Origin of the sequence: Pelagibacterium nitratireducens (assembly GCF_037044555.1) — a bacterium.
Taxonomy (GTDB): domain Bacteria; phylum Pseudomonadota; class Alphaproteobacteria; order Rhizobiales; family Devosiaceae; genus Pelagibacterium; species Pelagibacterium nitratireducens.
In genome coordinates this window covers 2,022,588-2,047,820 of sequence record NZ_CP146275.1, presented here as the reverse complement: position 1 = coordinate 2,047,820, position 25,233 = coordinate 2,022,588, and the positions used below count along the sequence as shown (strand labels likewise).

Genomic DNA, 25,233 nt, shown 5'->3' with positions numbered 1-25,233 from the left:
CATGTCGCTCGATCGCATCAGCGCAGCGCTGTTCGACCAGGCCCATCTTTACCACCCCGGCAAGGCGGAAACTTTCGTGCGGGTTTTCGGACCAAGGTTGACCGGGACCAATATCACGATCGTCAATGGCGATGGCGGCGTCGATCATACGGCGTTTTCAGGGGGGCGGGCGTCGGCCGGTGTGCTGGGTGACCGTCTCGGGCGGACCTATGATCGCTACAGTGCAAGGCCGTTCGACATGATCGACGGCGTCGCCATCATCCCGATCGAGGGTACGCTTGTTCAAAAGGGAAGCTGGATCGGTCAGTCGTCGGGGGAAACGTCCTATCAGGGCCTGCAAACCCAGATCGCCCGGGCCGGTCGCGATGAGGTCAAGGGAGCCGTTTTCGAGGTGGACAGCTTCGGCGGCATGGTCAATGGCGCGTTCGAAACGGCGGCAAGCATACGGCAGCTTTCGGCCAAAAAGCCGACCATCGCCATCCTGACCGATTTTGCCTATTCGGCCGCGTACCTTCTGGCCAGCCAGTGCCGGCAGATCATTGTCCCCGAATTCGGCGGCGCCGGGTCGATCGGCGTCGTGACGCTGCACGCCGACTGGAGCGAAGCGCTGGAAAACGAGGGCGTAAGGGTCACGATCATCCACGCCGGAAAACATAAGGTCGACGGCAATCCTTACGAGCCGTTGCCCGAAGCGGTTCGGGCCGAGTGGCAGGCACGGGTTGAAGCCATACGGCTGCGCTTTGCCGAGGTTGTGGGGCAGGGGCGCGGCAAGCGGTATTCGAAAGCCGACGCGCTCAAAAGCGAAGCCAGATCCTACGAAGCCAGCGAAGCCGCCCGCCTCGGGCTGGTCGATGCGGTCGGCGATCCGCAGGAAGCGTTCGAAACCTTCATCGCCGAAGTCAACGGGAGACCCTAACCATGGCCAATTCGATGCTGGCCGCAGTCCGCGACGCCGTCGCGGGCCCGGTCGAGATGTCCTCTGTCGAGGACGAACCGCGCGCCCCCGGCGGGCACGCACACTCGCAACCAGGAGGACAATCCATGAGCGAGACCCCTGGCAAGCCCGCTGCCAAGAATGCGGGCCTTTCGGAAGCCGAGCACGAGGCGGCCGTGGACAAAGCGCGTGGTGAAGGCCATGCGGCCGGCTCGACGGAGGCAACCACTCGTCTGGGCGACGTCCTCGGTGCCGAGGGCATCAAGGGCGACGGGGGCCGGATGGCGGCCGCGCTCGACCTCGCGGTCAAGTCGCCCGCCATGGCGGCCGCCGACGTCTCGGCATATGTGATCGCCAATGTTGCGGCCAATGCGGGCGCTTCAGGGCAGGATCCTGCGACCTATGAGGCCGAGCGGCTCAATGCCGCCGGTCTTGCCGCGCCACAGGAACGCGCCGGCGCCAAGAAGGCCACCATCAACCGGAGCGAGATCTATTCGGCTCGCGCCAAGCAGTCGAAGGGCTAGACCATGGACATCAAACACGAACGTCCCCGCAATCTGGGTTTCGTTCTCTCGGAATCCAGTCGCACGCGGTCGTATGAAACTGTCACAATCGCAGCCGGTTCGGGCAAGCTCGTGCCCGGTACCGTGCTGGGCATGGTGACAGCCGATGAGACGTACACAATTTCGGCCAATGCCGAAGTCGTGGACTCCGAGGGTGCGGAAACGGCCAAGGCGATCCTCGCCTATGGCGTCGATGCCACCGACGACGAAGTCGAGGCACTGGTTATGGCGCGCGACGGCGAAGTCAAAAAGCTCATGCTCGTTTTCGACGACAGCGTCGATGATGACACCAAGATCGCGGCCAAACATGCCCAGCTCGCCGCGATCGGCATAATCGTCCGGTAACGCCGGGCCATCTCACTTTCACTCACATCTGGAGAACGTCGATGCCTGGAGCCGACATCTGGGATGGCGATGGCTTTACAATCGAGAGCCTTACCGCCGCCATTAATAAGGAATCCTACCGCCCCGGTCAGGTCAGTGCGACCGGGATTTTCGAAGAGGACAGCGTCACCACGACGCGCGTGTCGATCGAGGAGCGTGACGGGAAAATCTCGCTGGTTGAGCCGACCCTTCGCGGCGGCGCCGGCGAAACGACTGGCGACGACGATCGTCGCAAGATCCCGTTCGATATCGAACATTATCAGCGCGATGACTTCATCAAGGCCGACGAGGTCCAGAACGTTCGCGAGTTCGGTACCGAGGACCAACTCGAAACCCTCCAGAGCCGCATCGAGCGCAAGGCTCAACGGCACGCGCGTGATCTGACCATGACGCTGGAACATCAGCGGGTTGGGGCAATCAAGGGCGTCGTCACGTCCAAATCCGGCAAGGTTCTGCACAATCTGTTCAGCCGGTTCGAGATCGCGGTACCCGCCGCCGTCTCGCTTGAGCTGGACGTCGATTCCACGGTCGTGACCAAGCTGTTTCAAGATGTCACCTACAGCATCGAGGACGACCTGGACGAGCCGTATGATGGACTGCACGTCTTCACCGGTCGCGGGTTTCATCAGGCGCTGTGGCAACACAAATCTGTGCGCGACACGTTCCTCTATCATAGTGGCGCCGCCGTTCTCCGCCAGGACGTCCCGGATGTTTTCACATTTGGCGGGGCGACCTGGGAACGCTACCGTACCGGAGCGAAAGCGACAGCAGATCTCGGCTCGCCATACATCGCGGAAAACGAGGCCCGGGTGGTGCCCAAGGGCGTTCCCGAGCTCTTCATCACCCGGTTCGCACCGGCCGATTATGAAGAGACCGTGAATACAGAAGGCCTGCCGTTCTACGCCAAGCAGTATTCGAGCCAGAACGGCAAGGGGCGGCATCTCGAAGTGCAGATGAACGCGATCTCTATCTGCACGCGTCCGAAGGTCCTGCGGCGACTAACGCTGACCTGATCGCGGACACCCGCACCGATTTTGCGAAGGCCCGGTCCTGGTACCGGGCCTTTCGTTTGCGGCGATGGCATCTGAAGGATGCGATCCCCCCAACCGAAAGGAAGCCTCCGATGTCCAAACCCAAGACCAAGAAGATCGCCTTTCCAGCCGGCGGCATAGTTGCCCGCGAAAACTCGCTGACCGGCAGACAGCAGACCGTGCCGCCGCATAAGGCCGTCGCGGTGCCCGCCGATTATGCCGACCACCTCATCCATGAGAGGGTCGCCTATGATCCGGACGCAAAGGACGCGCCGAGCAAGCCATCGAAGGTCAAACAGGCCACCGATGGCGACCAGGTCGCGGCTGACGCTGATGAAAGGGCCAAGGCAGCGATCGCGGCGGCTGAGACGAAGGCCAAGGAGATCACCGACACTGCCGAATCCAAGGCGATAAAGGTCGGCGAAGAGGCCGAAGCCAGGGCCGCCGAGATGATCACTTCGGCAGAGACCAGGGCCAAGGAGATCATCGAAGCGGCCGAGGCCGAGGCGGCCAGCATCGTAAAGGCCGCTGAAGAGAAGGCCAAGGTATCCGGGCAAAAGGACAGCTAAGCTGTGTCCGCCCGCTATCACGCCCTGCGCGACCGAACGGTCGCCGCCGTCGATCGGGTGTTCGCCGAGCCCGTCCGCATCATCTGGAAGGATGGTCGGGCGCCGGTGGACATCGAGGCGGTCCTGCGGACGGCCGCGCAGGTCGCGCAATCGATGGCGGGAGGGCGAGGGCAGGCATGGAACGTTGAAATCACGGGCGCCTCGGCACTGCTTTATGTCGACCGGGCGCGCTATCCGGATATCCTTCCTGCCCGGGGCGACGAGATCAAGGTGCCGGCGCGGGGTGATGCCTATTTCGAGGTGATGCGTACCGATACACGCAACCGGACGCGCCTGATCTGTCATCTTTCGGAAAGCGGGCGGGCCGGCTCATGAGCCTCGTTCGCCTCGCAGCCCGCATATCGGCCGTGCATGCGCTCAAAGGGCGTCTGTTCGAAGGAACCGAAGTGCTCGATAGCGAAATCGGCGCCATCGGCCTGGGGCCGGACGGATCGCTGGTCGCGGAATCGGAGAGCCGGTTCGTGGCGGTCTATACAAATGACGGCCAGGCACTGATCCGCGAATACGAGCCGCGTGCGCTCCATACGGGGGGAACCTGCGAGATCACGTTCGAGATGGGGATTACCGCAGCCATGCTGGTGCGCGATCCCGAGACGGAACGTCAGCAGGTGATGGCCGGCGTGCCGGGCACCGACGCGGCTTTCGAATTCTATCTCGACATGGTGGGTCGGCAGATCATGGACGCCCTGTCTGACCCGGCCAATGACTGGGCCGACATCTGGAGGGCCCTTTGCCCCGTCGTGGTCAAGATCGATCGCGTTCGCACCGACGACGCACAACAGGTCCGGCTGGCCGGTCATCAGATCAAGATGACCTGCCAGATTGTCGATGATCCGGTGCGCGGCACAGAGCTGGAGGATGGTGGCGCGTTTTCCCGGTTCCTGCTGGCCCTCGATGCCCTGGGATCGAGCGAAGCGGATGCGCAGGCGAGCCTTATTCGCAGCGCTCTCGGTACCGGTGCCGGTCTGCAATCGGTGAAACGCAGCCGAACGCTAGGCCTGGCGGACGCGGAATCGGTGGCTCTGAGCGGGATCGAACAGCTCGACGAAGGAGGCGATCCAGTCGAATCCGGGACACTCGTGGTCGAAGTCGACGGTATCGGCACAAGCGAGGCCAAGTGATGCTGACGGATCTGCTTGCCATGAAAATTGATATCGAGCGGCTCAAACAGGCGTTCGGCGCGTCGCTCAAGGTCGGGCCGGTGGCCGTGGTCGATCCTTCACGGGGCTATCGGATCAAACTGGGGGAGGGTGCAAACGGCCCCTTTCTTTCGCCCTGGTATCCCCATCCGGAATCGGGTGGCGAAAATTCGAGCTGGGTGCCGCTGTCGGTCGGGCAGGTGGTCGGCATGGTCAATCCCAATGGCGATCCACGCCAGGGGTTTTTGATCCGAGGCGGTTTTTCGGGTCAGAACCCTCCAATCGCCGATGATGCCGAAATTGTCCGGTTCGGGTTCGGACCGCTCACCATTACGGCCGTCGATGGCGGGCTCATTGTGGATGCGACCTCGCCGGTCACAATCAACGCCCCGACGGTCAATCTGGGCGGGGCGGGTGGCCAGCCAGTGGCGCGGGTCGGCGATATCGTTGAGATCGGCGCAGGATCCTCGGCCGGGCAATGGCCCATCGTTACGGGCAGCCCTGTCGTTTCGGCGCAATAGGCAAGGACGGGATCATGGACAAGAAAGACTATAGCGTGGCGGCAAGGGTCAATCGGGTCAATGGCCGCGCTGTGTCGCGCTCCGGGCGCGTTTCGCTGACCGATGCCGAGGCGCTATACGATCGGGCGCTGGGACGTATCCGTCCCGCGCCGATACCCCAGCGCCGGCGCCGTCGCAAGGCCGACGGTCAATGAGCGGCATCGACCGGCGAACGGGCGCTGCCATCGACAATTTCGCATCGGCCTGCCAATCGGTCGAAGTCATTTTCGCAACGCCGATCGGGGAGCGCGTCATGCGCCGGCAGTTCGGGGCTGGCATCGTCGAGCTGCTTGGCCGGCTGATGCGCCCTGACCTTTTCCCGGTCGTCATGGTGTTGATCGCGGCGGCCATCGACGTCTGGGAACCGCGTTTTCGAGTCAGGGCAGTGTGGTTTACCGGTTCGGTCGATGCCGTGCGAACAGGGCAGGCTGGCATCGCAATCGAAGTGGATTGGCGTCCCAACGCCCATCGTGGCGATTTCGCGCTTGAGGGAACACGGACGATGATTTTGCGCTATTCCGGGCAACGCTGGGTGACCTCATGACCTTGCCGCCCGAACTGGCGAGCCTGCCGCCGCCGTCGATCGTCGAAGAGATCGGGTATGAGACCCGGCTACAGATTTTGCGCGACCGGCTCGTTACGCTGTTTGCCGCAGCAGGTATCGACTATGACGTCGAAAACCTCGAAACAGACCCGGCGCAGATTCTCTTGCAGGTGTCGGCGTATCAGGACGTTCTGTTGCGCCAACGGGTCAACGAAGCGATCCGGTCGTCCTTTCTCGCCTATGCCGCGGGCGGGGACCTCGATGTTCTGGCGCAATGGTATGACGTCTATCGCCTGGCGGGCGAGGATGATGAACGGCTCCGGCGCCGGATCGTTCTTGCCATTCAGGGGCGGTCTCCGGGCGGTACGGAGGCGCGCTACAGGGCGATAGCGCTGGGTGCTGACGTCCGGGTCGCCGATGCAGCCGTCTATACCGTCGGGCGCGATCCCACCGTGCGTGTGGCCGTGTTTTCGACAGAGGCGGGAGGGGTGGCAAGTCCTTTGCTTCTCGCGGCCGTTGATGCGGCCTTGCAGGCGCCGGACGTGCGCATGGTCAATGATGTGATCGTCGTGGCCAGTGCCGCCCAGCAGGTTGTCAATGTGGTCGCCGATATCTGGCTGTTGCCGCAGGCGCCCGAGAGCACGATCGCCCTGGCGCGGGATGGTCTCGTGACGGCATGGGCCGACCTTTCGCTGGGGCGCGATGTCACGATGAGCTGGATCACCGCCATGTTGCAGGTCGATGGCGTGCAGCGGGTTGCCGTCACAACGCCGGCCGCCGACGTCGTCATGCCGTTCGATCAGGCGGCCGGGCTGGGCACGGTCACGCTCAACAATCGCGGGAGAGCATTTTGACCTCGGCGCTTCTGCCCTCGGGCTCGACGCCGTGGGAGCGTGTTCTTGCCGATGGCATGGTTCCCGCCGTCGCGATCGGGGCCGGGATCGACGATATCGTCGGGGCCAAGCTGAACCAGCCGACAACCTCCATGCTGCCGTTTCTTATCTGGGAGTATGGGCTGGGGGAATTGACGCCCTATGTGCCCGGCATTCACGAGCTGATCGATGAGGGACTGACATGGCAGCGCTTGCGCGGGACGGTCAGCGCCGTGGCGATCGGGTTGGGCTGGGTTGGCTACAGCGCCGCCATCGAGGAAGCGTTGAGCGCGCGGCGCTTCTGGAATTCGTTCCAGCTTCGCTTCGACGCCTTGCCGGTGGCGGATGTGCCCGATCTGGAGCGTATCGAAGCGGTCACTCGGCTGTCGGTCCCGCTACGCTCGCACCTTCGGCGCGGCGTGCATCACTATGATGTCGTGGCAGCGCAGGGAGACCATAGCGTCATTGATGCCTCCTATCTCGATCATGAGAGCGGTACCGCAACAACCCCGGGCGGCACTCTTTGGTCGTTTGGCCGGACGACTGAAATTGCCTATGAACTGGGCAAGGCTGAACTCGAGGCGGCCGGAGTTTGGATCGAGCCGGACTGGCAGTTGCCGATTGACGCCTCGCCGGCTTGGATCGGCGTCGAAACGGCATGGACCCGCGTCGCCACGCCGTGGGTGAGTGGTGGCGCCGAAGCCATTCGGGAGCGGGCGATCATTTCCGCATTGACGGACGGAGAACTGTTTCTGCGGTTTTATGACGATGCTGGCCAGATTGTCGGGCATCGCAAATGCCGCGTCGTACGCCGGGTCTGGTCGGAAGCCGATGGTGAATACCGGTTTGCAGGGACGACCTATGGATGTCAGGACCTGGCGACACGCATCTATGTCGAAGCGCTGACGCAATTCGGCGACGTGGACGAGGTTGTTGGTGACACTGTTGCTCTGGTTTTTGGGGGAACACGCGGCCCGGATGTGAAGCCCGGGCGGCTGTGGCTGGAGCCCGCCGAGCTTGTCGGCGGCCACGAGCTGGCGGAGAGCCCATTCGGCCACGGTCTGCGTACGACGGTCCGCGAACAGGTAAAATTCTTGCTGTCGCTGGCCGCGCCAGCTCCGCCGTAAGCGATTCCGCGTGCGGCTGCACGCCGGGCGGCCAGCCGCCGAGCTTTATCGCCATCTCATACGCCGCACGCTCATAAGCGCCGGCTTTCGTTTTAACGAGGTTTTCAAATGCCATTTGAGCATCCCTCGGGGCTGCCTTACGCCTATCAGCGTTCGGCGGGCGATCCGTCCGTGCAGGGCGTGGTTCACTACGGCCGCCGCCCGTTCATCCAGGGGGCGGACCTTCACGACGCCCAGGACATACAACGGGCCCGTTCGCGTCGCATCAGTCGGTTGATCGCTTCTGACGGCGACCGGATCGAGGGGGCGGCGGCCATCGTCGACCGCGATGCGGGAACAGTGAATCTCACGGCCGGCAGGATCTATGTGGACGGGGACGTGCTGCCCGTGGCCGAGGCTGTCCTCGAAAACGTAGCCATGGATGCGCGTGTCGAGATCGGCGTGCGGCTGGTGCGGAGCTGGATCACCAGCGAGGATGACCCGACGCTTGTCGGGCTGGTGCCCGGTTCTCTGGCCGAAGGCGAGGACGGGGCGGCGCGCGAGATCGTTGCGATCAGCTGGGCTCTGGCCGACGACGGCGGGGAGGGGGCCTTCTATCAGGTCTATGTTCTGCAGAACGGCACGATCCTCGATCAGCCCGAACCGCCGTTCGTACAGGGCATCGTGCAGGCCATCGCCTCCTACGACCGGGTATATGGCCATTACATCGTTTCAGGGTGCCGGGTTTCGGCGCTGGGCCGGAACGGCGCTGCACAGATGTTCTCCATCGAGGAGGGCGAGGCCAATATCGACGGCTTCAAGCGCACCCGGTTTACGGCGCTGCGCCATGGCGAGGTCGAAGATTGGGACGTTTCGGCGGTGCCGGGCGAAACCCACACCTATGATGGCGGTCCCAGCCAGGTGGTGACCGTGGCGCGTTCGCCGATCGACGGGGTTACCTCGGTCCTTCTCGACAGGGAAAAGACCGTGAGCGTGGTGCGCGGTCCCGTCAGCAACGGCGCCGACAACCTGCCGGACAATTCGGTGATCGAGATCATATCGGTCACACAGGGCGCCACGACCTATGAGCCCGGGACCGATTTCAACAGGGTGGGCGATACGGTCGACTGGGCCTCGGCCGGCGCGGAGCCAGCCACCTCGACCTCCTATGACGTCACTTACCGCTACCGCGCATCGGTGGTGCCTGACGCGGTGACGGACACTACGATCGAGGTGTCCGGTGGGGCAACTGGCGGCGATATCATAATCGCATACACCTGGAAGCTGCCGCGTATCGACATGCTGTGCCTCGATAAGAGCGGGGCGGCGGTCTATGTGCGCGGGGTGTCGGCGACGGCCAATCCCGTGCCGCCGATCCCGCCGGCCAATGTGTTGCCGCTGGGCGAAATCCACAATGACTGGTTTGGCTCACCCGCCGTCATTTCCGACGGGATACGCACCGGCGTGCGGGCACCGACCTGGAGCGAATACCGCAGGTTCATGAACTTGCTCGAGGATCACTCGCGGCTGATCCAGCTCGAGCGGCTAAAATCCAATGTCGATGCGCGCGACCCGGCGGCCAAGCGCAACATGTTCGTCGATCCGTTCGTTGATGATAGCCAGCGCGACGTGGGTGAAGCCCAGAGCGGGGCGATCGGCAACGGCCTGATGCAGCTTGCCATCGATCCGACCTTCTACGATCTCGACCTCTCTGCCCCGGTGACGCTCGACTGCGTCGAGGAGGTTATCGTTGCCCAGGAATTGCGGACCGGCTGCGAAAAGATCAATCCGTACCAGAACTTTTCGCCCATGCCGGGCGCCCTGACGCTGACGCCGGCGGTCGATTTCTGGACCGAAAGCGCCACGGAATGGGCGAGCCCGCAGACCATCGAATTCAATCGCGGCGTTTCGCTGACCGGCGCGCGGGTGCAATCGAGCACCACGACGCAAGCGGTCGGCTCTACCACCCAGGACCTGCCGTTCCTGCGCCAGCGCGAGGTGGATTTCACCATTGCGGGCTTTTTCGAGGGCGAAATCCTCGACGCGCTGACGTTCGACGCTTTGGACGTCAAGCCGGCGGGTGAACAGGTGGCCGACGAGAACGGCGAAATCATCGGCAGTTTCACGATCCCTCCGAACGTGCCAGCGGGCACCAAGGAGATCATTGCCGAAGGGCAGGGGGGCACGCTTGCGGTTGCGTCATTTACCGGCCAGGGGGCACTGGAAACCGACGTCATGCGTCGCGTTACCACCGTCGAGCGCTGGGACGCCGCCGTCATTCAGAGGCGGCGAAATGATAACGACGACGATGATGATCGCGAAACCAATGGTGAGCGTCGGATGCGCGAGACCGGATCGTTTGATCCGCAGGCGCAAATCTTCAACCTGCCCTCAACGCGGCAGCTCGTCGGAGTGGATTTCCACCTCTGCGCGCTGGGCGACCTGACCAACCATATCCTGGTGCACCAGGTCGGTGTGGATACGGGCTGGCCGACAACCGATGTCGAGGCCGAGGCCTTTGTTCCCATGACGGGAGCACAGACCGGATGGATCTCGGCGCGATACGGCCTGCCGGTGACGGTATCTGCCGGCCTCGACAGGGCCTTGGTCATCAAGACCGACGATGGCGAACACGCGATCAGCTTTGCCAGCCTTGGCGGTTTCGATGAAGACGTGCAGCGCCCGGTCACCGTCCACCCCTATCCGATCGGGCCGCGCCTCTCTTCGGTCAATGCACGGACCTGGACGGCGCATCAGAACGACGCGCTCGCCTTCCGGCTGGTGGCGGCGCGCTATACCCAGACCACCAAGACGGTGGAACTGGGCACTGTCGATGTCGTCGATTGCTCCGACCTGCAGGTGCGGGCCGTGGTCGATCTGCCGAGCCCTGCCTGTTCGGTGGTGTTCGAAATCGAGCGGGCCGGAGGGGAAATCTTCAGGCTGCTGCCCTGGCAGGTGCTCCAGCTCGACGAATTCATTACCGAGACTGTGACGGTGCGGGCCATTCTGACAGGCACCGAGCGACTGGCGCCGGTGCTGTTCGCGCCGGTCGAACTGATCGCGGGCCAGATTGCCACCGAGGCGACCTATGTGACGCGGGCGATCGACATCAGTGATGCGATCCGGGTCTCAGCCTATCTCAAGGCGTCAGTGCCGGCCGGAGCCAGTCTGGCGCTGCACTACGACTATGCCGACGATGATTGGGAAGACCTGCCGCTGCACGCCACCGAGATCTCGCCCGACCCGGCCTGGGTGGAACGCAACTTCCGGGCCGATATCGACGGACAGCAATTGCGCATTCGCATCACGCTGAACGGAGGTCCGGCGGCCCGCCCTCTAGTCGCCGATTTCGGCGCTGGCATCATTTAGGAGGAGTTTCGATGTCGGCCCTAACCGATCTACTGAACCTGCCCAAGCCCGATTCTCGCTCAGAAGAGCAGGAAAGCGTGGCCGATGCCTTTCTGGCGACGGCTGCCGCCCTGGACATGATCGATGCAATTCTTGCATCCTATGCCACCAGTCTCGGCGGCAAGGCAGACGCCGGTCATGGGCACACCATCGGCGCAATAGAGGGGCTGGAGCACTTGCTCGCGTCCAAGCGGGACAAGGACGTTCTGATCGGTTTCGAGGAAGTGTCGGGCTTGCCGTCTCTCTCGGATGTGCCGCTGGGTTATGTGCTTGCCAGGTCGGAATTGGGCGTGACCTTCCTGTCCCCGGCCGCCGCTATCGGCCAGCACCAGCATGCAATGGGCGACATTGTCGGGCTTTCGGGGGCTCTGTCGACGCTCTCGGATGGCATCGAGCGGGCGACATCGGCAGGCACCATCACCTTTTTTGCCGGAAGCACTCCGCCGGACGGATGGTTGAAGGCCAATGGCGCTACGGTTAGCCGTTCGGCCTATTCTGATCTGTTTTCGCGGATCGGCACAACGTTTGGTGCAGGCAATGGATCCACCACGTTTCAGATTCCCGACCTGCGCGGTGAATTCATTCGTGGCTGGGATGATGGACGCGGTATCGACGGCGGGCGCGGTTTGGGCTCGAGCCAGAGCGACCAGAACAAGTCTCACGAGCATACGGGTTCAGCCGAGTCTGGAGGCGCACACAGCCACACCGGGTCAACCAGTACCGACTCCCATAACCACACGGTTCCGGCAGCGGCAAGCGACATAAATGGTCAAGGCCAAGGGCGGGTCTATACAACCGCCACTACTGGCAATGCCTGGAACCGCTCGACAACATCGGACAGTCATTCGCACTCGCTTTCAATTAATTCCGGCGGCGCCCACACCCATGTCCTCTCGATCGACAGTTCTGGTGGAAACGAAGCGCGCCCGCGCAACATCGCGCTCCTCGCTTGCATCAAATATTAGGAGGCCAGTTTGGCAGCGCCCAACGTCTACCATTTTCACCCTGGCACCGGTGTTTTAACCGGCATTGGCAGTGCAGATCCTTCGCCCGAAGAGCCCGGTGTATGGATCGTCCCAGCCAATGCGACCAGAGAGACGCCGCCCGAAGTCCCAGCTGGACATATAGCGGTCCGTAATGGGAATGCATGGACGGTCGCAGAGGACCATCGAGGGGAGGTTCACTGGATCAATGGCAAACAGGTGATGATCGATGAAATTGGCCCGTTGCCCGACGGCGTATCCGAGGAACCCCCCGAAGCTAGCGAGGGCCAGCAAACCATTTGGCAGGATGGTGCCTGGGCGATCGTCGAAGATCATCGAGGGGAAATCTGGTACACCGGCCCAAATGCTCCCTTCGTCGTCGACTTTCTGGGCGACCCGGCTCAGCATGGCCTGGTTTCGGCTAACCCAGCGGCGGATATCGACCAGGACGAGCTGCCGCCGCTTGAACGGCATCTTACAAAGCGACAGATCAATGCGGCGCTCATTGTCGCTGGACAGATAGATCCTGATGGTTTCATCGAAACGGCAGTTGCCTCGATAGGTGATGCGACACAAAGGGCGCTGGCGCTCAACGACTGGCGCTATGCACCCTACTACGAGCGAAATCACCCGTTGTTCAACGATCCCGCCATGCTCTCGGCCACAGGACTTTCCGAACAGGGGATCGATGAGCTCTGGCTGTCGGCCCTCCAATTGCCGGCTTGACGCGAAATGCAAACCCAATCCAACGACGGCTGTACGCTCTGGATCGACGGACTGGCCGGAATAGACTGGCGGCATTGCTGTGATGCTCACGATGCAGCCTATAGCGCCCTTGCTGACAAATTGGCCGCTGACCTTGAACTTGCGGAGTGCGTCGCCGAGAGCGGAGCTCCCATCATGGCCGTGGTGATATTCTGCGGCGTAACGTTTTTCGGATGGATTTGGTACGCGCATGCTCGCCGCACCAACCGCCGCTGACTAGCGGCAAAAAATCCGGATCTGCCCAAACTCAACCCCAGACAGGAGACACCGATGTCGGCACCGACTTTCGGCATGACTTTCACGCGTCCCGAGACCGAACCCGTACCGGTTCTCGGGGCTGATTTTTCCAAGGCTTTGCTGATCGAAACCAGCGAAGATGCTTCGGCGGAAACCTATCCGGTCGATACGCCGGTGCGGATTTCCACATCCGACACCGACGCCGTGGCGGCGCTCGGCACCGGATTGCTGGCCGATGCCGTCAAGGGCATCAACGACCAGCTCACGACCGGAGCCGACGTCGTCGTGGTCCGGGTGACTGAGGGCGGCACTGTAGCCGAAACGGTCGCTTCGATCGTGGCGGTTCTTGCCGATGTCGCTGCCATTCCGCCCGCCGTCGGCGCGACGCCACGCCTGATCTGGGCAGGGCGGACCGCCGCCCAGCTCCTGGATGGCGAAGAAAACCCGATCGACAATCCGGCGCTGGCCGCACTTCCCGCCGCCTGCGAAAAACTGCTGGCGATCGCCGTTGCCGACCTCGACGACACCAGCGCAGTCGTAACGCTGGCCCAGCGCGAGGAAATCAATTCCCAGCGCATCATGCCGGTGGGCATCGCTGCCAAGGTCATTGACGACGACGTGGCCGTCACGCGGCCCATGGCGCCGAGGATCCTTGGCCTGTTCATGCGCGAGGATTTCGGGCGCGGCGGATTGCCGTTCGACCCGATCGCCAATCGGGTGGTCAACGGCCTTGTGGGCCTGTCGCGCGACATGGCGTTCTCGCTGCTGGACGGCTCGACCGAGGGCCAGCAATTGCTCGAAGGCAATGTCTCGATCGTGACGCGCGGCGAGCGCGGCGTCGATGCGGCGGTTGCCGATGGCGGTTTCGTCTTCGTCGGTACCGATGGCGCCGGTACCGGGGAGCTCTGGCGGCAAATCCACCAGGTGCGCGGGGCGGATTATCTGACCGTCAAGATCATGCAGATCACGCGCAATTTCCTCGGGCGGCGGATTTCGGGCGACCTTGTGGAAGCCTGGCTCAACTCGCTCAAATTCATGCTGCGAGACCACAAGGCGGCGACCGATATTTTGGGCTATGACGTCCAGTTCCTTGCCGACCAGAACAGCCCCGAACAGATCCGTCTCGGCCGGCTCAAGGTCGATTTGGCGGTCGAGCCGGCGCCGGCCTTCCGACTGGCCGAACACGATGTGCGCCGCTACCGCCCAGCCGTCGAGGGGCTGGTTGCCGATATCGTCGCGCGGCTTTCCAGCGCGGCTTGATCGAACGCCGGGCGTCCGCGCCCGGTCTCTTTCGTTCTACTTTTCATCGAGGACCTGAAAATGCAGCCCTTCTACATGCTGACCGCCGTCGACGTGCGCCGCGCCACCGAACCCGAAACCTCTCGCGCCACGACGATTTCCAAACTGTCGATTCCCTCCCTGTCGTTCGCCACGGCCAGCCACAATCCCGGCGGTTCAGTGATGGCAGTGGATTTCACCCAGCCGCGGCTAGAGGCCCCCGAGCCCAAGTTCGAAGCCAAGGGGATCGACATCGAGATTTTTCGCGGCATGGGCCAGCGCGAACGTTGGGTATTTGCCGGAGCCTATGTGAACAAGGCACCCGGCGGCGGCCGCCCTGTTCCCGGCCGCTGCATTATCGAAGGCGCCATTACGGGCTGGGAGCCCGATGACAGCGATCCCGCCGAGTTCCAAGGGTGCACCCATACTTTCAAGGAAGTGACCCATATAGCGTTTTCAATCGATGGGCGGGAGTTGTTCTATGTCGACGTGTTCGAGCGCGTGTTGCGCGTCGACGGGACCGACATGTTCGAGGATCAGCGCCGGGCGCTGGGCATCTAGTCCGAGCACGCTGCCATTTTCGCGCGGCAGGATCCTGCCGAAAAGATAAGGAACCATCATCATGACCAAGACACCGGCCCCTGCAGGGGAAGAAAAGCCGCGCAGCATCGTCGTTCCTCTCGAATTCCCGATCGAGGTGACGATCGAGGGGGAGGGTAGCCCGCGCAGCTATAATCAGCTCACCATCCGGCGGATGAAGGCGCGCGATAGCTACATCGCCGAGGACGAAGGCAGCAAGGTCAAGGCTGGTTATCGCATGTTCGCTGCCCTGGCCGGAGTGCCGCTGGCGGTCATCGAGGAACTCGACACTGTCGATGTCGCGGCGGTCGGGGAGGCCGTCGCGACAATGATGGGAAAGCGCTTGACGGATCTGATGGGGGAGATGGACAAGCCCAGGGCGGTTACTGGCGCGACGTCATAACGGGGCTGGCCCGCCACACCAACACCCCGATTGACGAGATCGAGGATTGGGACATCGACAAGGTCATCGACTTTTCGAATTCGCTCAAACGGGTGCTCAAGGCGGAACGGCCTAAGAACAAGGGTCAGTAGATCAGGAAATTGCAGGCAAGCGTATCGCCGTCCTCGCGTACTTCCATCTTGACCGGTCCAAAATCGTGGTGGGCGATACCCGCCACCTCGGCCACACCGAACGTGATGCCGATCGTGGATGCAACTTGTGCGACGTCGCGTTTTAACAAACCCGACGCTGCCCCGGCACACATGAACATGTAATCCTCGGCATCGATCGAACTCGATGTCGGAATATCGACCAGTTGCCCGGTCGCTTGAAGAACCGTTGGTCCGAGATACCCCCAGCAAGCGTTCGGGTTGTTGCAGGGAATTTCCTGCGAGTCCTCGACCTCAAAACCTGCCTGTTCGAGGCCGTCCTTCGCCGATCGGTAATTGTCCAGCGGGGCCGCATGCGCCGCCCCGGCGCCCAAGAGCATAGCTGCGCTACCAAGAATGTATTTCCGTTTCACGAATTACGCCCCCTCCTGACAAGCGGGGCGAGCGTAGCGGCATGCCCAACCCTTGAAAAGGCTCACTCATGGCCAGCATGGTTTCCGAGCTGATCATTCGTCTTGTCGACATGGCCAGCGCGCCGGCGCGTGCAATTGCCGGCCAGGTTGAGAACCTCGAGCGTGCACAGGCCGCCAACAGCCGGGCCATGGCCAATGCGCGTGGCCAGATGCTCGATGCTGCAGCTATGGCTATTGCGTTTGCCAGGGCTCTGGGTGAACCGGTGCAGGCGGCCATGGAGTTTGAAAGCGCCATGGCCGATGTCCGCAAGGTGACCGATTTCGACGATGGCGGCCTGGCAGATTTCAGCATGGGCCTCCGTAATCTGGCGGCGACGGATATCCCAATGGCCGTCAACGAACTCGCAGACCTGGCTGCCAACGCCGCCGCCAGCGGGATCGACGACAGCGACCTACTCCATTTTACCCGTATGACGGCAGAGGCTGCCGTGGCCTGGGGCATGGCGGGCGGGGAGGCCGGCGAGAATCTTGCAAAAATCCAGGCCGCACTCGGTATGACGATCGATGAAACGCAGCGCTATTCAGATGCGGTCAATCACCTGTCCGACAACACGGCTTCGACCGCGCCAAATCTGGTCGATTACGCGCGGCGCGTAGCTGCGCAAGGCGAATTCTTTGGCTTCACGCGTGAGGAAACTCTAGCCTTCGGCTCGGCGATGATCGGCACGGGTGCGCAGGCGGAAGTCGCCGCGACGTCCTTTCGCAATATGGGGCGTGCCTTGACGCGCGGCACCAGCGCCACCACACGGCAGAAAGATGCGCTCAACGCGCTGGGACTGGACGCCGCCGGCGTGGCGCGATCCATGCAGGAGGATGCCGTTGCCACCACAATGCTGGTCATCGACCGGTTGGGGCAGATGCCAGAACATCTGCAGGCTTCGCTTATTACCGACATCTTCGGGGACGAGGCGCGGGCGCTAGCGCCTCTGCTGAACAATCTCGACCTGCTGCGCGATACGCTCGGGCTGGTCGCCGAGGAAACCGAATATGCGGGCTCGGTGGCCCGGGAGTTCGCGGTGCGGTCGGCAACGACCGAGTTCGCCGCGCGGCGCTGGAAAAACCAGATCAATGAAGTCGCACTGGCCATAGGCAACGCATTGCTTCCGGCCCTCAACGCCTTCTTTGCCGCAACCGGCCCACATCTGGTTGCGCTCGGTGGGTGGATCACCCAGAACGAGCGGCTCGTTGTGACGATCACTTCACTGGTCGGAGGGCTTATCGCCCTCCGCGTTGCGACGGCCGCCGCCCGGTTTGCGATGCTGTTCTTCAAGGGCGGGCTGCTCGAAATCGCGCTGTTCTCGACCCGGGCGGCAGGTGCAATCCTGGCGCTGCTCAACCCGCTCAATCTGGTGCGCGGTGCCCTTTTCGCCCTTCGTCTGGCTGTGATCTCGACCGGTGTTGGCGCGATCCTCGTGGCGATCGCGATGGCGGGCGTCTGGATCTACAACAATTGGGAGCCGCTTTCTGCTTTCTTTTCCGGTCTCTGGGCCGGCTTCCTGGCGGCGATCGATCCGATCATGCCGGCACTCGATCCCATCATCGGCTGGGCGCAGGATGTCGTGGGCTGGTTCACCCAGCTCCTGGGGCCGATGGATGCCAGTTCAACCGAGGCATATAATCTTGGGACGGCGCTTGGGGTCGTTGCCGGCCAGAACCTGCGCGGGCTTCTCGATGCGATCCAGTCCATTCCGATGCTGTTTGCAGAGGCAGGGGCTTCCGTGCAGGGATGGGTCGCCAGCGTTAACGATCAAATCAACCAGTTCATGGTGGTTACACTCCGCGATTGGGGCAGCGACCTTCGGAGTTGGGCTTCCGGCTTTTTCGACACCGGCCTTGAGATTGCGCAGGCGATATTCGACGGACTTGTCGCAAAATTTCAGGACATTCTCGCATGGTTCGGCCAGTGGCCACAGATGATCCTCGATGCGATCGGTACGATCGACGTCGGGGGTGCGATTGTCGGGCTCGGGGGCGGAATTGCCGAGGGCGTCGGAAACGCGACCAGCGGAATGGCACAGGGCATCGGCGATGCATGGAATGGCCTTTGGGCTCCAGCCCGTGCCGCAGGCGGCCCCGTGGCGGGTGGGCGAACCTATCTGGTTGGGGAGGAGGGGCCGGAACTCTTCACGCCAGGTGGCCAAGGATACATCAGCACCGCCGCCGATACCTCTAGGATGGTGGCCGGCCGCATGGCTCAACTCGCAATCAATGCGCCGCTGATCGGCAATCTACACGTCACCAAGGAAGCCGATGTCGACGCGGTGATCGCCGCCCTCGACCGAAAACTGCGCGACATGCTGGCCGGACTGCAAACCGACATCGAATATGCGGGGTAGGCCATGCTCTATCAGATCGGCCCGATAACGCTCGACACCATGCCGTTCAACGCTGACACGATGCGGCGGGCCAGCGGTGCGGCCGTCGCCGAAAAGGGCGTCATGGGCGCACGCCCGCCGCTCGAATTCATGGGCAAGGGCGAAGACCGCATCACGCTTTCGGGCCGGCTTCTGCCCACGCGGATCGGCGGGCTGACCGAACTCGAGACGGTGCGCGGCCTCATGGAGGCCGGCACCCGCGTTCCCGTGATGCGCGGCGACGGCAAGATGTTCGGCTGGCACGCCATCGTCAGGATCGAAGAGGATCACGCAAACCTCGACCGGTTCGGCGTCGGCTTCACCCTCGCCTATACGATCGAGCTGCTCCGCGACGGGGCCGAGCCTTCGCTGGGCGGGGCGACGGGTATTTTCGACATGATGCTCGGGCTGTTCGAGGCGCTGTGATGGAAACTATAAATGTCTCCCGGGCCCACACGACCCTGGACCTCATCCTCTTTCGCCGGTTCGGCGCGACCGGGCAGAGCCTTCTGGAAAGCGTACTGGACGCCAATCCCGGGCTGGCTCGAAAAGGGGCCGAACTGCCGATCGGGACCGTGGTGGTGCTTCCCGAACGGCCTGCAACCGTGTCGCCGGGCGCGCGGCCCGTCGTCGATCTTTTCGGGTGACCCATGGCGTGGAAAACTGACTGGCAGGTCCTAATCAATGATCAGGACCTCACATCCTCCTGGAGCCGCTACCTGCTTTCGATCGCCATAACCGATCAGGCGGGAACCGCGAGCGATTCCTGCACGCTCGATGTCGATGACAGTGATGGGCAAATCCGCCTGCCCTTGGGCGGCCAGAAAATCAGGGTGCTGCTTGACCGGGTACCGGCGTTCGAGGGAGTGATCGACAGCGTGACGTCGAGCGGCGGACGCAGCGACGGCCGCAAGCTGGCGGTCAGTGCCAAGGGCTTCGATACGGCCGGCGGCGCCAAAACGGTGCAGGGCTTTCATCTCGACGACGCCACCCTTGGCGAGTTCATCGAGGCGGCCGGGGCCGAAGCAGGGTTTTCGGTGACCGTCAATCCTGCCCTGGCGGGCATCGCGCGGGACTACTGGTCGGCCGAGTTCGAGAGCTTCCTGTCCCTGGGGGAACGCTTGGCTCGCCAGTTTGGCGGCACCTTCAAACTGCGCGGTGACAGGGCGGTGTTGGCTCGGCGCGGAGAGGGCCTTTCGGCCAGCGGCCAGCCCTTGCCGGTGATTACGGCCCGCTATGGCGCCAATCTGATCGGCTGGAGCCTGAAACCGCGCGATCCGCGCCGGACCTTTGCAGCCGGCGAAACGCGCTATTTCGACCGGGAGGCCGGGGAAGTCAAAACCGAACGCGTCCAATTTGAGGGAACCGAAGGCGTCGGCGACAACGTGTTGCGGCTTGCCGAGGCGACCCGGTCCGACGCTAAGGCCACGCTCGAAGCGCGCGGACGCGAAAGCGAACGCGAGGCCGGCGGGGGAACCATCACCCTCGATCTGGCGCCCGGCGCCCGCGCCGAATGCGACGTGGTGCTGATCGGGGCGCGGCCCGGCATTGACGGCACCTACCGGGCCGATAGCGTATCGCATCGGTCGGACCGCAATGGCGGTGCGACAACGACGATTTCGGTCAAACAACCCGCTGGCGGTGCAGGTACCGACGCCCGCTGATCGATGGGCGCTGTCGGATATGCAGCGTGAAGCTGCCGAAGGATCATTGCCCTGCGTCTTGGAGATACGGCGGATCTTCTAACTTGATGAACCCATAGTTTGAAAGATGCTCCCGCAGGCACGCCTTGGCAGCGTCCTCCATCGTTTCCAGATCATGCTTGATCTGGTAGCGCCGCAGGCCATCAGCGGTCTCCAGGCCGATGCGGAGCGGAAATTCATGGGTGTCCGGCTTCATGGCGCTCTCCTATTGCGGTGCGCCATAAGCGTAGTGCTTTCTTTAGTCGGCCTCACCTTCGGGAAACCGAAGCCGCCCGCCTCGGCGCTTGTGGGTAGAGGGAAGGAGGCGAGCGGCCAGGGAGGAGCGACTGCAAAGCCACCCGGACCTGAACGGCTCCTATTCAAAATCGTTGCGCTGCATCACCGAGGTTAATCGGTAGTGCCGCACTCAGATCATGTGCGCGGCAATGACGATCAGCGCGGCAGGAATGAGGGCCGCAAGTCCAATCTCGATCCACGAAACTCAGGGCGCGACTGTGTCTCGGAAAGCATTTTCAACTTCCGTTGCGATTGAGCCGCCGAAACTGGAAAACTCGGCTTCCTTGACCACAGCTAGACACCCGATTTACGCCAACCGGCAGCTCGCGCTTCCGTCTCCGAGCAGAACCAGCGCTCACCATATTCGGGGCGAATTATGGTCTCGGCGTAATAGCGCTGACCCGGCACATGGAAGATTTTCTCGCCTGACCCGATGCTAACGTTGCCCTTGATGTCGCACTCGGCAGATAACATGGCCGTGAACTGGCCGTACACCGGCTCGCCGCTGCTGAACATATAGACGCCTGCAAAGCCGATTGCGCCCGCCGCCAATACGAGACCGATATTCGAAAGTACTGACCGCATGGTGCGTCTCCCAAGGCGCCAGGGTATCCGCGCGGCCGTTGCTAGTTGGTGCGGACGGTCGACTCAACTTTCATCAAATCCAACCTACAGGAGGCCGGTATGGCCCCACACCCACCCGTTGACGCGGACGTGGCCCTTGAGGTTGCGGCCCATGAAGCCCTGATCCGTCAAACATACAAAGACAGCGTCGGCGTCCTGACCTGGTGCGTCGGCATGACCAATGCCACTGGCCACACCGTCCAGCGCTATATCGGCAACCCCGCGCCGCTCCAGCATTGCATGAACGTCTATGCGTGGGCGCTCAAGAACTATGCCGCTGGCGTCTATCGGGCCTTCGCGGGCCATAAGCTGACCAAGGCACAGTTCGCTGCGGCGCTTTCCTTCCACTGGAACACCGGCGCTATCGAAAGGGCGTCGTGGGTCAAACTGTGGAAACAGGGAAAGACGGACGAAGCCAAGCGGGCCATCATGAACTGGGTCACGCCGCCCGAGATCGAAGGGCGCCGGGAAAGAGAACGCGACCTGTTTTTTGACGGCAAGTGGTCCAACACCGGCACGATGATCGAATACACCCGGGTTGGCGCCAACATGACACCGGACTGGTCGAGCGCCAGGCGGATCAAAGTTGCGACCGAGCTGCGCAATGCCTTCGCCAAAACCCCGCCTGTTACTGTCGACCAGGCACCGCAGCCCGATGCGCCGGTCGTAGTGCCAACGCTCTCGCCCAAGCCAAATGCTGCGGGCGTCATCGCAATCATCGTGGCGGCCATAGCGGGCTTTGCCGGTTGGCTTTTCACCCGCCGATGATCTTTCCACAACCCCTGTCTTTCCCGCCGCCCTGTGAGGCGGCCTTTTTGTAGGAGAACCACCATGGGCAAACTGCTCAACCTTCTGACCATGTTCGGCCCCCTCGCTGCGGCCAAGTTCTGGATCGCGCTCACTATGGGCGTGGTCAATTTCGTGCAGGTGTATACCGGCTTCGATCTGGGGCTCGATCAGACGACCGCAACCACGATCATCAACGGCATTGGTGCGGCGCTGATCTGGCTCGTTCCCAACAAGAAGCCGGCAATTCCCGTGCTGACAGAGGCTGAGGCGCGAGCGCGTACCGGCTACTCGGGTCCCATCGAAACGCGCAACCGCTGATTTCGCCGGGCGCGCGCCTCGTGCGCCCGATCGACAATTCTGATCATGCCGGGGCTCTATGGCTGATGACACGACACAGCGCGACATTGGTCGCATCGAAGGACGGCTGGAAGGGATCGAGGCTAATCTCTCGGCCATCGAGCGGCTGATACGAGAGCAGAATGTCGCTTCGAGCGAAAGTCGAAAGGCTCTCTATGAACGCGTCGGTGCGATCGAAACTGATGTAAAGATCAGCGCGGGCATCGACGCGCAGGTGCGCGAGCGGCTCGACGGGTTCGACAGCAAGCTCTCGACCGACGTCATGCCCACAATCAACGAGGTGAGGCGCTGGAAGATCACCGGCATGACGGTGCTTTCCATGGTGGGGATCGCCGGCGCCTCGATCGGGGCATTCATCTATTGGGCCTGGGACGTGATCGTCAGCAAGTGGAATGGCGGTTAGCATTCGCCAAATGTTGCCCAGATCCTGGCGCTTCGCGAGGTACAAGAGCAATCCTTGTGTCGGCCCAAGTGCCGGTAAGGGCGCCGCAGCGCGAGCAATAGATCGGTGTGTCCGCAACCTCGTAATCGGCGACAAAAGTGTTGTCGGCCAGACATTCCGGGCAGGTGATGACGCGTTCCTGTAGATCTTGCATGATTGGTTCTCCCGATGGCTCGTCAGCGGCCATCTGTGGTCGATCCAATCAGCTTCTATCATGTGATAGTGTCCCCAGCGTGTCAGCGCAAATGCGGGGGATTCGAATTGGAGTACCGAATTAATCTATTGGAGGATGGCAGCGTTGTGACCAAGGATGGCGAGTATCTCGGCACCTGGGGCTCTGACGATACAGATGCCACTTATGAGTTCACGCCTGACGGAGAAACCGTTCCTGCCCTGCAGGACGTCTTCATGGGGCGGTTTTGCATTGCGATTGAGGAATGGCGCGTCAGGCGGGAATAGGGACCGGGGCAAATTAGAGGTTGCGCCGCTTCACTCGCTCTAATCCATATCTGGCACCGGCCCGAAGCTGAACAGCACTTCGGGCGCGCCATATTCGCCGATGTCGGGCCGCGCCTCGCGCGCCCAGGCTATCACCGCAGGGTAAGTGTTGATGAGCGATCCGGCCTCGATTTTGGCGCGCTGCTCGCTCTGATGTTCGCGCGGTTCGAACGCCGGACGCATGCCGCCCTCGCCATCGCCCTCGAAGGCCATGACCACGATCAGCTTGGCTGGCGGTGTGGGTATGTTCATTTCTTCCGCTCCAGTTCGGCGATCATTACCCGACAGGTCGCCTCGCCCTCGTCAGCGCATTCAGCCTCGCGCCGACCGGGCGGGATGCGTTCGAACGCGGCCAGCCGCTTGCGGTAGTGGGACAGCAGCGCCTCTCGCTCCTTTGTTGCGGGGCCGACGGACGGAACGCGCATCAGTCGGTTCCGGGCCGGTCCAGAGCTGCGTTGAGGGTTCGGAGGGCTTCGGCAATGGCGGTGATATCAAAGCGTTCGTTGCCGATCCGGTAGTATCCAAAGGCAAACTCCGCGCTGGAAAATTTGCCGACTGTGCCACCCTGAGCCCGCCGGAATTCATCGCGCAGGTCAGCGCCGGCGGCCCAGCCGGCCTGATCGAGATAGAGACTGTAGAGCCGGGCCAGCGATGCCTGTTCTACAAATCCGTCGAGCCGCATGTCCGGCCCGCTGTAATCCTCTTCTTCAGGATCCAGTCCTTCATCCAGCCCGGCGATAAACAGGCCGTAATACTCGAGCGCCTGATCGATCGCCGCGGCCAAGCGCGCATCAATGGTCATGTCGTCGTTTGTCATGCTGCCTCGTCGAATTTCTGGCCCACGGCCACAATGTCGAGCGTACCGTCGGGCAGGGGGCGCTGCAGGGCTTCTGCCTCTGCCCAAGGGGCTGTAAGCCAGAGATCGATTTCGTCGGCCGTCGTGAGGATTACCGGCATCGCCTTTTCATGCACCTTGCCGACCTCGGCATTGGGTTCGCAGGTCAAAAAGCCATAGAGATCATCGGTGATCTCCTCATTGCGATAGTTCCCGTCGTCGCCCTTTATGCGCCTGACGCTGGTGTAATTGGTCCAGATGCCGGCGAAGAAGGCGAGGCGGCGGGTTTCATCCAGCGCGAACCAGGTGTCGCCCAGTTTTTTTCCGTCCGGACCCTTGGTGTGGTCGTATTCGGAAAAGCTGGTGAACGGCACAACGCACCGCGCCTGCGGTCCCAGCCAGCGACGCCAATGGGGGCTCTTGGTGTTGCGGATGTTGGTGATGCCGGGATCATAGGCCTTTCCCTGGAGCGCGAAGGACGGGCTGGGCATGCCCCAGCGTCCAAGCGTCAGCTCGCGTTCGCCGTCCACAACGCGGACGATCGGAGCGTGGTAATTGGGAAAGATGGCAGACTGGGGCTCGAGGTTGCCGATCCGCTCGCTTATGCGGAAGGCCCGGACGAGATCGATGATCGCCTGTCGGTTCGAGGTGTGGCTATAGAGGTTGCACATGGCGGCGTCCTTTATCAGCTCTTCTTGCATGAATGTGAGCGGGATTTGCCTCGGTGTCCACTTCATCCAGTTGTGACCGCGACCCCGGTCGCGCGGGTCAAAGCGATAGCCATCGAACGCCCGGCGGAATTTCTCGGCGTGTTCGGGCCTGGCAAAGCAGGTCACCACATAACTGTCATTGTCGATACAGACGCCGTGGCCGAAGGGGGCAACCGACAGACCATGGATCCGGCAGAATTGTTCGATCGTGGTCGAGGCCCAGTTGCGCTGCCTTTCAGCCAGGGCGACCTGGAAGGGGAACTCCCGGTCTATGCGCGCTGCAGTCATCTCTCCTTTCCTGCGCGACATTTTGTGATCGCCCCTGCCACTTGTTCCAGTTTTGTTCTCATATTATGACTCGGGGGCAAGGAGAACAAGATGGCAGCTTTGCCCGCCGCAGAAAGCGACCAGGTCCGCTACACGATCCATCTGAACGGCCGCGATGCGGCCTGGCCGCAGCTCACCCTCGAGGAGGCGCGCGGGGCCCTGGCGGCCGGCATCCGGTTTTCGATTTTCAACGAGCACACGGGCGAGTTCAATATCTCGATCCCGTACGCGACGCTGCGCTATATCGATCGTGATATGCTCACGATCATCCAGGACTGACG

General features: G+C 62.4%; 34 protein-coding genes. 27 read left to right on the top strand and 7 right to left on the bottom strand.

Annotated features, from left to right (window positions below; genetic code table 11):
* Window position 1: 1 nt before the first annotated feature.
* The 18 genes from V6617_RS10155 (at window position 2) to V6617_RS10070 (ending at window position 15,415) form a co-directional block, all read left to right on the top strand.
* Window positions 2-916, top strand: coding sequence for a S49 family peptidase (locus tag V6617_RS10155; RefSeq protein WP_338606868.1), 915 nt, complete (start codon window positions 2-4; stop codon window positions 914-916).
* 125 nt (window positions 917-1,041) lie between these two features.
* On the top strand, window positions 1,042-1,458 hold the full coding sequence (locus V6617_RS10150; protein WP_338606867.1) for a hypothetical protein: 417 nt from the start codon (window positions 1,042-1,044) through the stop codon (window positions 1,456-1,458).
* Between the two features lie 3 nt (window positions 1,459-1,461).
* Complete coding sequence (locus tag V6617_RS10145; RefSeq protein ID WP_338606866.1) at window positions 1,462-1,842, top strand: head decoration protein; 381 nt, start codon at window positions 1,462-1,464, stop codon at window positions 1,840-1,842.
* Window positions 1,843-1,883: 41 nt separating this feature from the next.
* Window positions 1,884-2,894: a major capsid protein gene (locus tag V6617_RS10140; RefSeq protein ID WP_338606865.1), complete on the top strand. Its 1,011-nt coding sequence runs from the start codon at window positions 1,884-1,886 to the stop codon at window positions 2,892-2,894.
* Between the two features lie 110 nt (window positions 2,895-3,004).
* Window positions 3,005-3,481: a hypothetical protein gene (locus tag V6617_RS10135; protein ID WP_338606864.1), complete on the top strand. Its 477-nt coding sequence runs from the start codon at window positions 3,005-3,007 to the stop codon at window positions 3,479-3,481.
* 3 nt (window positions 3,482-3,484) lie between these two features.
* Window positions 3,485-3,856 carry a hypothetical protein gene (locus V6617_RS10130; protein ID WP_338606863.1) on the top strand — a complete coding sequence of 124 codons (372 nt, stop codon included), beginning with the start codon at window positions 3,485-3,487 and terminating at the stop codon, window positions 3,854-3,856.
* Window positions 3,853-4,662, top strand: a complete 810-nt coding sequence (locus V6617_RS10125; protein WP_338606862.1) for a hypothetical protein — start codon at window positions 3,853-3,855, stop codon at window positions 4,660-4,662. The genes V6617_RS10130 and V6617_RS10125 overlap by 4 nt, the downstream gene beginning before the upstream one ends.
* Window positions 4,663-4,682: 20 nt before the next feature.
* Entirely contained in the window at window positions 4,683-5,201 is a 519-nt protein-coding gene (locus tag V6617_RS10120) for a baseplate assembly protein (protein WP_338606861.1), read from the top strand.
* 14 nt (window positions 5,202-5,215) lie between these two features.
* Window positions 5,216-5,395 (top strand): hypothetical protein, encoded by a 180-nt coding sequence (locus V6617_RS10115; RefSeq protein ID WP_338606860.1) that lies wholly within the window; start codon window positions 5,216-5,218, stop codon window positions 5,393-5,395.
* Window positions 5,392-5,784, top strand: a complete 393-nt coding sequence (locus V6617_RS10110; protein WP_338606859.1) for a GPW/gp25 family protein — start codon at window positions 5,392-5,394, stop codon at window positions 5,782-5,784. The genes V6617_RS10115 and V6617_RS10110 overlap by 4 nt, the downstream gene beginning before the upstream one ends.
* Window positions 5,781-6,638 (top strand): baseplate J/gp47 family protein, encoded by an 858-nt coding sequence (locus tag V6617_RS10105; protein WP_338606858.1) that lies wholly within the window; start codon window positions 5,781-5,783, stop codon window positions 6,636-6,638. Before V6617_RS10110 ends, V6617_RS10105 begins: the two co-directional genes overlap by 4 nt.
* The gene (locus tag V6617_RS10100) at window positions 6,635-7,783 is read left to right on the top strand and encodes a phage tail protein (RefSeq protein WP_338606857.1); all 1,149 of its coding nucleotides are present in this window, start codon (window positions 6,635-6,637) and stop codon (window positions 7,781-7,783) included. The genes V6617_RS10105 and V6617_RS10100 overlap by 4 nt, the downstream gene beginning before the upstream one ends.
* A 108-nt stretch (window positions 7,784-7,891) precedes the next feature.
* Window positions 7,892-11,131, top strand: a complete 3,240-nt coding sequence (locus V6617_RS10095) for a DUF4815 domain-containing protein (RefSeq protein WP_338606856.1) — start codon at window positions 7,892-7,894, stop codon at window positions 11,129-11,131.
* A gap of 11 nt (window positions 11,132-11,142) precedes the next feature.
* Window positions 11,143-12,135, top strand: coding sequence for a phage tail protein (locus tag V6617_RS10090; protein WP_338606855.1), 993 nt, complete (start codon window positions 11,143-11,145; stop codon window positions 12,133-12,135).
* Window positions 12,136-12,375: 240 nt separating this feature from the next.
* Window positions 12,376-12,879, top strand: a complete 504-nt coding sequence (locus V6617_RS10085) for a hypothetical protein (RefSeq protein WP_338606854.1) — start codon at window positions 12,376-12,378, stop codon at window positions 12,877-12,879.
* A gap of 309 nt (window positions 12,880-13,188) precedes the next feature.
* Window positions 13,189-14,415 (top strand): phage tail protein, encoded by a 1,227-nt coding sequence (locus tag V6617_RS10080; RefSeq protein WP_338606853.1) that lies wholly within the window; start codon window positions 13,189-13,191, stop codon window positions 14,413-14,415.
* Between the two features lie 60 nt (window positions 14,416-14,475).
* Window positions 14,476-14,994, top strand: a complete 519-nt coding sequence (locus V6617_RS10075) for a phage major tail tube protein (RefSeq protein WP_338606852.1) — start codon at window positions 14,476-14,478, stop codon at window positions 14,992-14,994.
* 61 nt (window positions 14,995-15,055) lie between these two features.
* Window positions 15,056-15,415: a phage tail assembly protein gene (locus V6617_RS10070; protein ID WP_338606851.1), complete on the top strand. Its 360-nt coding sequence runs from the start codon at window positions 15,056-15,058 to the stop codon at window positions 15,413-15,415.
* 124 nt (window positions 15,416-15,539) lie between these two features.
* Here the strand turns inward: V6617_RS10070 and V6617_RS10065 are convergent, their stop codons facing one another.
* Window positions 15,540-15,977, bottom strand: coding sequence for a hypothetical protein (locus tag V6617_RS10065; RefSeq protein ID WP_338606850.1), 438 nt, complete (start codon window positions 15,975-15,977; stop codon window positions 15,540-15,542).
* A 68-nt stretch (window positions 15,978-16,045) separates the two neighbouring features.
* On the opposite strand from V6617_RS10065, the gene V6617_RS10060 reads away from it, so the two are divergent.
* Genes V6617_RS10060 through V6617_RS10045 form a run of 4 tightly spaced genes read left to right on the top strand, consistent with a single transcriptional unit; the run spans window position 16,046 to window position 20,055 of the window.
* Entirely contained in the window at window positions 16,046-18,373 is a 2,328-nt protein-coding gene (locus V6617_RS10060) for a phage tail tape measure protein (protein ID WP_338606849.1), read from the top strand.
* A 3-nt stretch (window positions 18,374-18,376) separates the two neighbouring features.
* Complete coding sequence (locus V6617_RS10055) at window positions 18,377-18,817, top strand: phage tail protein (protein ID WP_338606848.1); 441 nt, start codon at window positions 18,377-18,379, stop codon at window positions 18,815-18,817.
* Complete coding sequence (locus V6617_RS10050; protein WP_338606847.1) at window positions 18,817-19,038, top strand: tail protein X; 222 nt, start codon at window positions 18,817-18,819, stop codon at window positions 19,036-19,038. Before V6617_RS10055 ends, V6617_RS10050 begins: the two co-directional genes overlap by 1 nt.
* A gap of 3 nt (window positions 19,039-19,041) precedes the next feature.
* Window positions 19,042-20,055, top strand: coding sequence for a late control D family protein (locus tag V6617_RS10045; protein WP_338606846.1), 1,014 nt, complete (start codon window positions 19,042-19,044; stop codon window positions 20,053-20,055).
* Between the two features lie 43 nt (window positions 20,056-20,098).
* On the opposite strand, the gene V6617_RS10040 is transcribed toward V6617_RS10045, so the two are convergent.
* Both V6617_RS10040 and V6617_RS10035 read right to left on the bottom strand, forming a co-directional pair.
* Window positions 20,099-20,290, bottom strand: a complete 192-nt coding sequence (locus tag V6617_RS10040; RefSeq protein WP_338606845.1) for a hypothetical protein — start codon at window positions 20,288-20,290, stop codon at window positions 20,099-20,101.
* A 374-nt stretch (window positions 20,291-20,664) separates the two neighbouring features.
* The gene (locus V6617_RS10035; protein WP_338610675.1) at window positions 20,665-20,886 is read right to left on the bottom strand and encodes a hypothetical protein; all 222 of its coding nucleotides are present in this window, start codon (window positions 20,884-20,886) and stop codon (window positions 20,665-20,667) included.
* Window positions 20,887-21,054: 168 nt separating this feature from the next.
* On the opposite strand from V6617_RS10035, the gene V6617_RS10030 reads away from it, so the two are divergent.
* The 4 genes from V6617_RS10030 to V6617_RS10015 all read left to right on the top strand — a co-directional run bounded on the left by V6617_RS10030 (window position 21,055) and on the right by V6617_RS10015 (window position 23,041).
* Complete coding sequence (locus V6617_RS10030; protein ID WP_338606844.1) at window positions 21,055-21,762, top strand: lysozyme; 708 nt, start codon at window positions 21,055-21,057, stop codon at window positions 21,760-21,762.
* A gap of 63 nt (window positions 21,763-21,825) precedes the next feature.
* Window positions 21,826-22,101, top strand: a complete 276-nt coding sequence (locus V6617_RS10025) for a hypothetical protein (protein WP_338606843.1) — start codon at window positions 21,826-21,828, stop codon at window positions 22,099-22,101.
* A 58-nt stretch (window positions 22,102-22,159) separates the two neighbouring features.
* A complete protein-coding gene (locus tag V6617_RS10020; RefSeq protein WP_338606842.1) occupies window positions 22,160-22,543 on the top strand; it encodes a hypothetical protein in 384 nt (127 codons plus the stop codon).
* A gap of 339 nt (window positions 22,544-22,882) precedes the next feature.
* Entirely contained in the window at window positions 22,883-23,041 is a 159-nt protein-coding gene (locus tag V6617_RS10015; RefSeq protein WP_338606841.1) for a hypothetical protein, read from the top strand.
* A gap of 39 nt (window positions 23,042-23,080) precedes the next feature.
* Here V6617_RS10015 and V6617_RS10010 read toward each other — a convergent pair whose 3' ends face one another.
* The 4 genes from V6617_RS10010 to V6617_RS09995 are packed head-to-tail and all read right to left on the bottom strand — an operon-like array spanning window position 23,081 to window position 24,586.
* Entirely contained in the window at window positions 23,081-23,332 is a 252-nt protein-coding gene (locus V6617_RS10010; RefSeq protein WP_338606840.1) for a hypothetical protein, read from the bottom strand.
* A complete protein-coding gene (locus tag V6617_RS10005) occupies window positions 23,329-23,505 on the bottom strand; it encodes a hypothetical protein (RefSeq protein ID WP_338606839.1) in 177 nt (58 codons plus the stop codon). The genes V6617_RS10010 and V6617_RS10005 overlap by 4 nt, the downstream gene beginning before the upstream one ends.
* Window positions 23,505-23,897 (bottom strand): hypothetical protein, encoded by a 393-nt coding sequence (locus V6617_RS10000; RefSeq protein ID WP_338606838.1) that lies wholly within the window; start codon window positions 23,895-23,897, stop codon window positions 23,505-23,507. Before V6617_RS10000 ends, V6617_RS10005 begins: the two co-directional genes overlap by 1 nt.
* Entirely contained in the window at window positions 23,894-24,586 is a 693-nt protein-coding gene (locus V6617_RS09995; RefSeq protein ID WP_338610673.1) for an SOS response-associated peptidase, read from the bottom strand. The genes V6617_RS10000 and V6617_RS09995 overlap by 4 nt, the downstream gene beginning before the upstream one ends.
* Before the next feature lie 417 nt (window positions 24,587-25,003).
* On the opposite strand from V6617_RS09995, the gene V6617_RS09990 reads away from it, so the two are divergent.
* A complete protein-coding gene (locus V6617_RS09990) occupies window positions 25,004-25,231 on the top strand; it encodes a hypothetical protein (protein WP_338606837.1) in 228 nt (75 codons plus the stop codon).
* The last annotated feature ends 2 nt before the right edge of the window (window positions 25,232-25,233 follow it).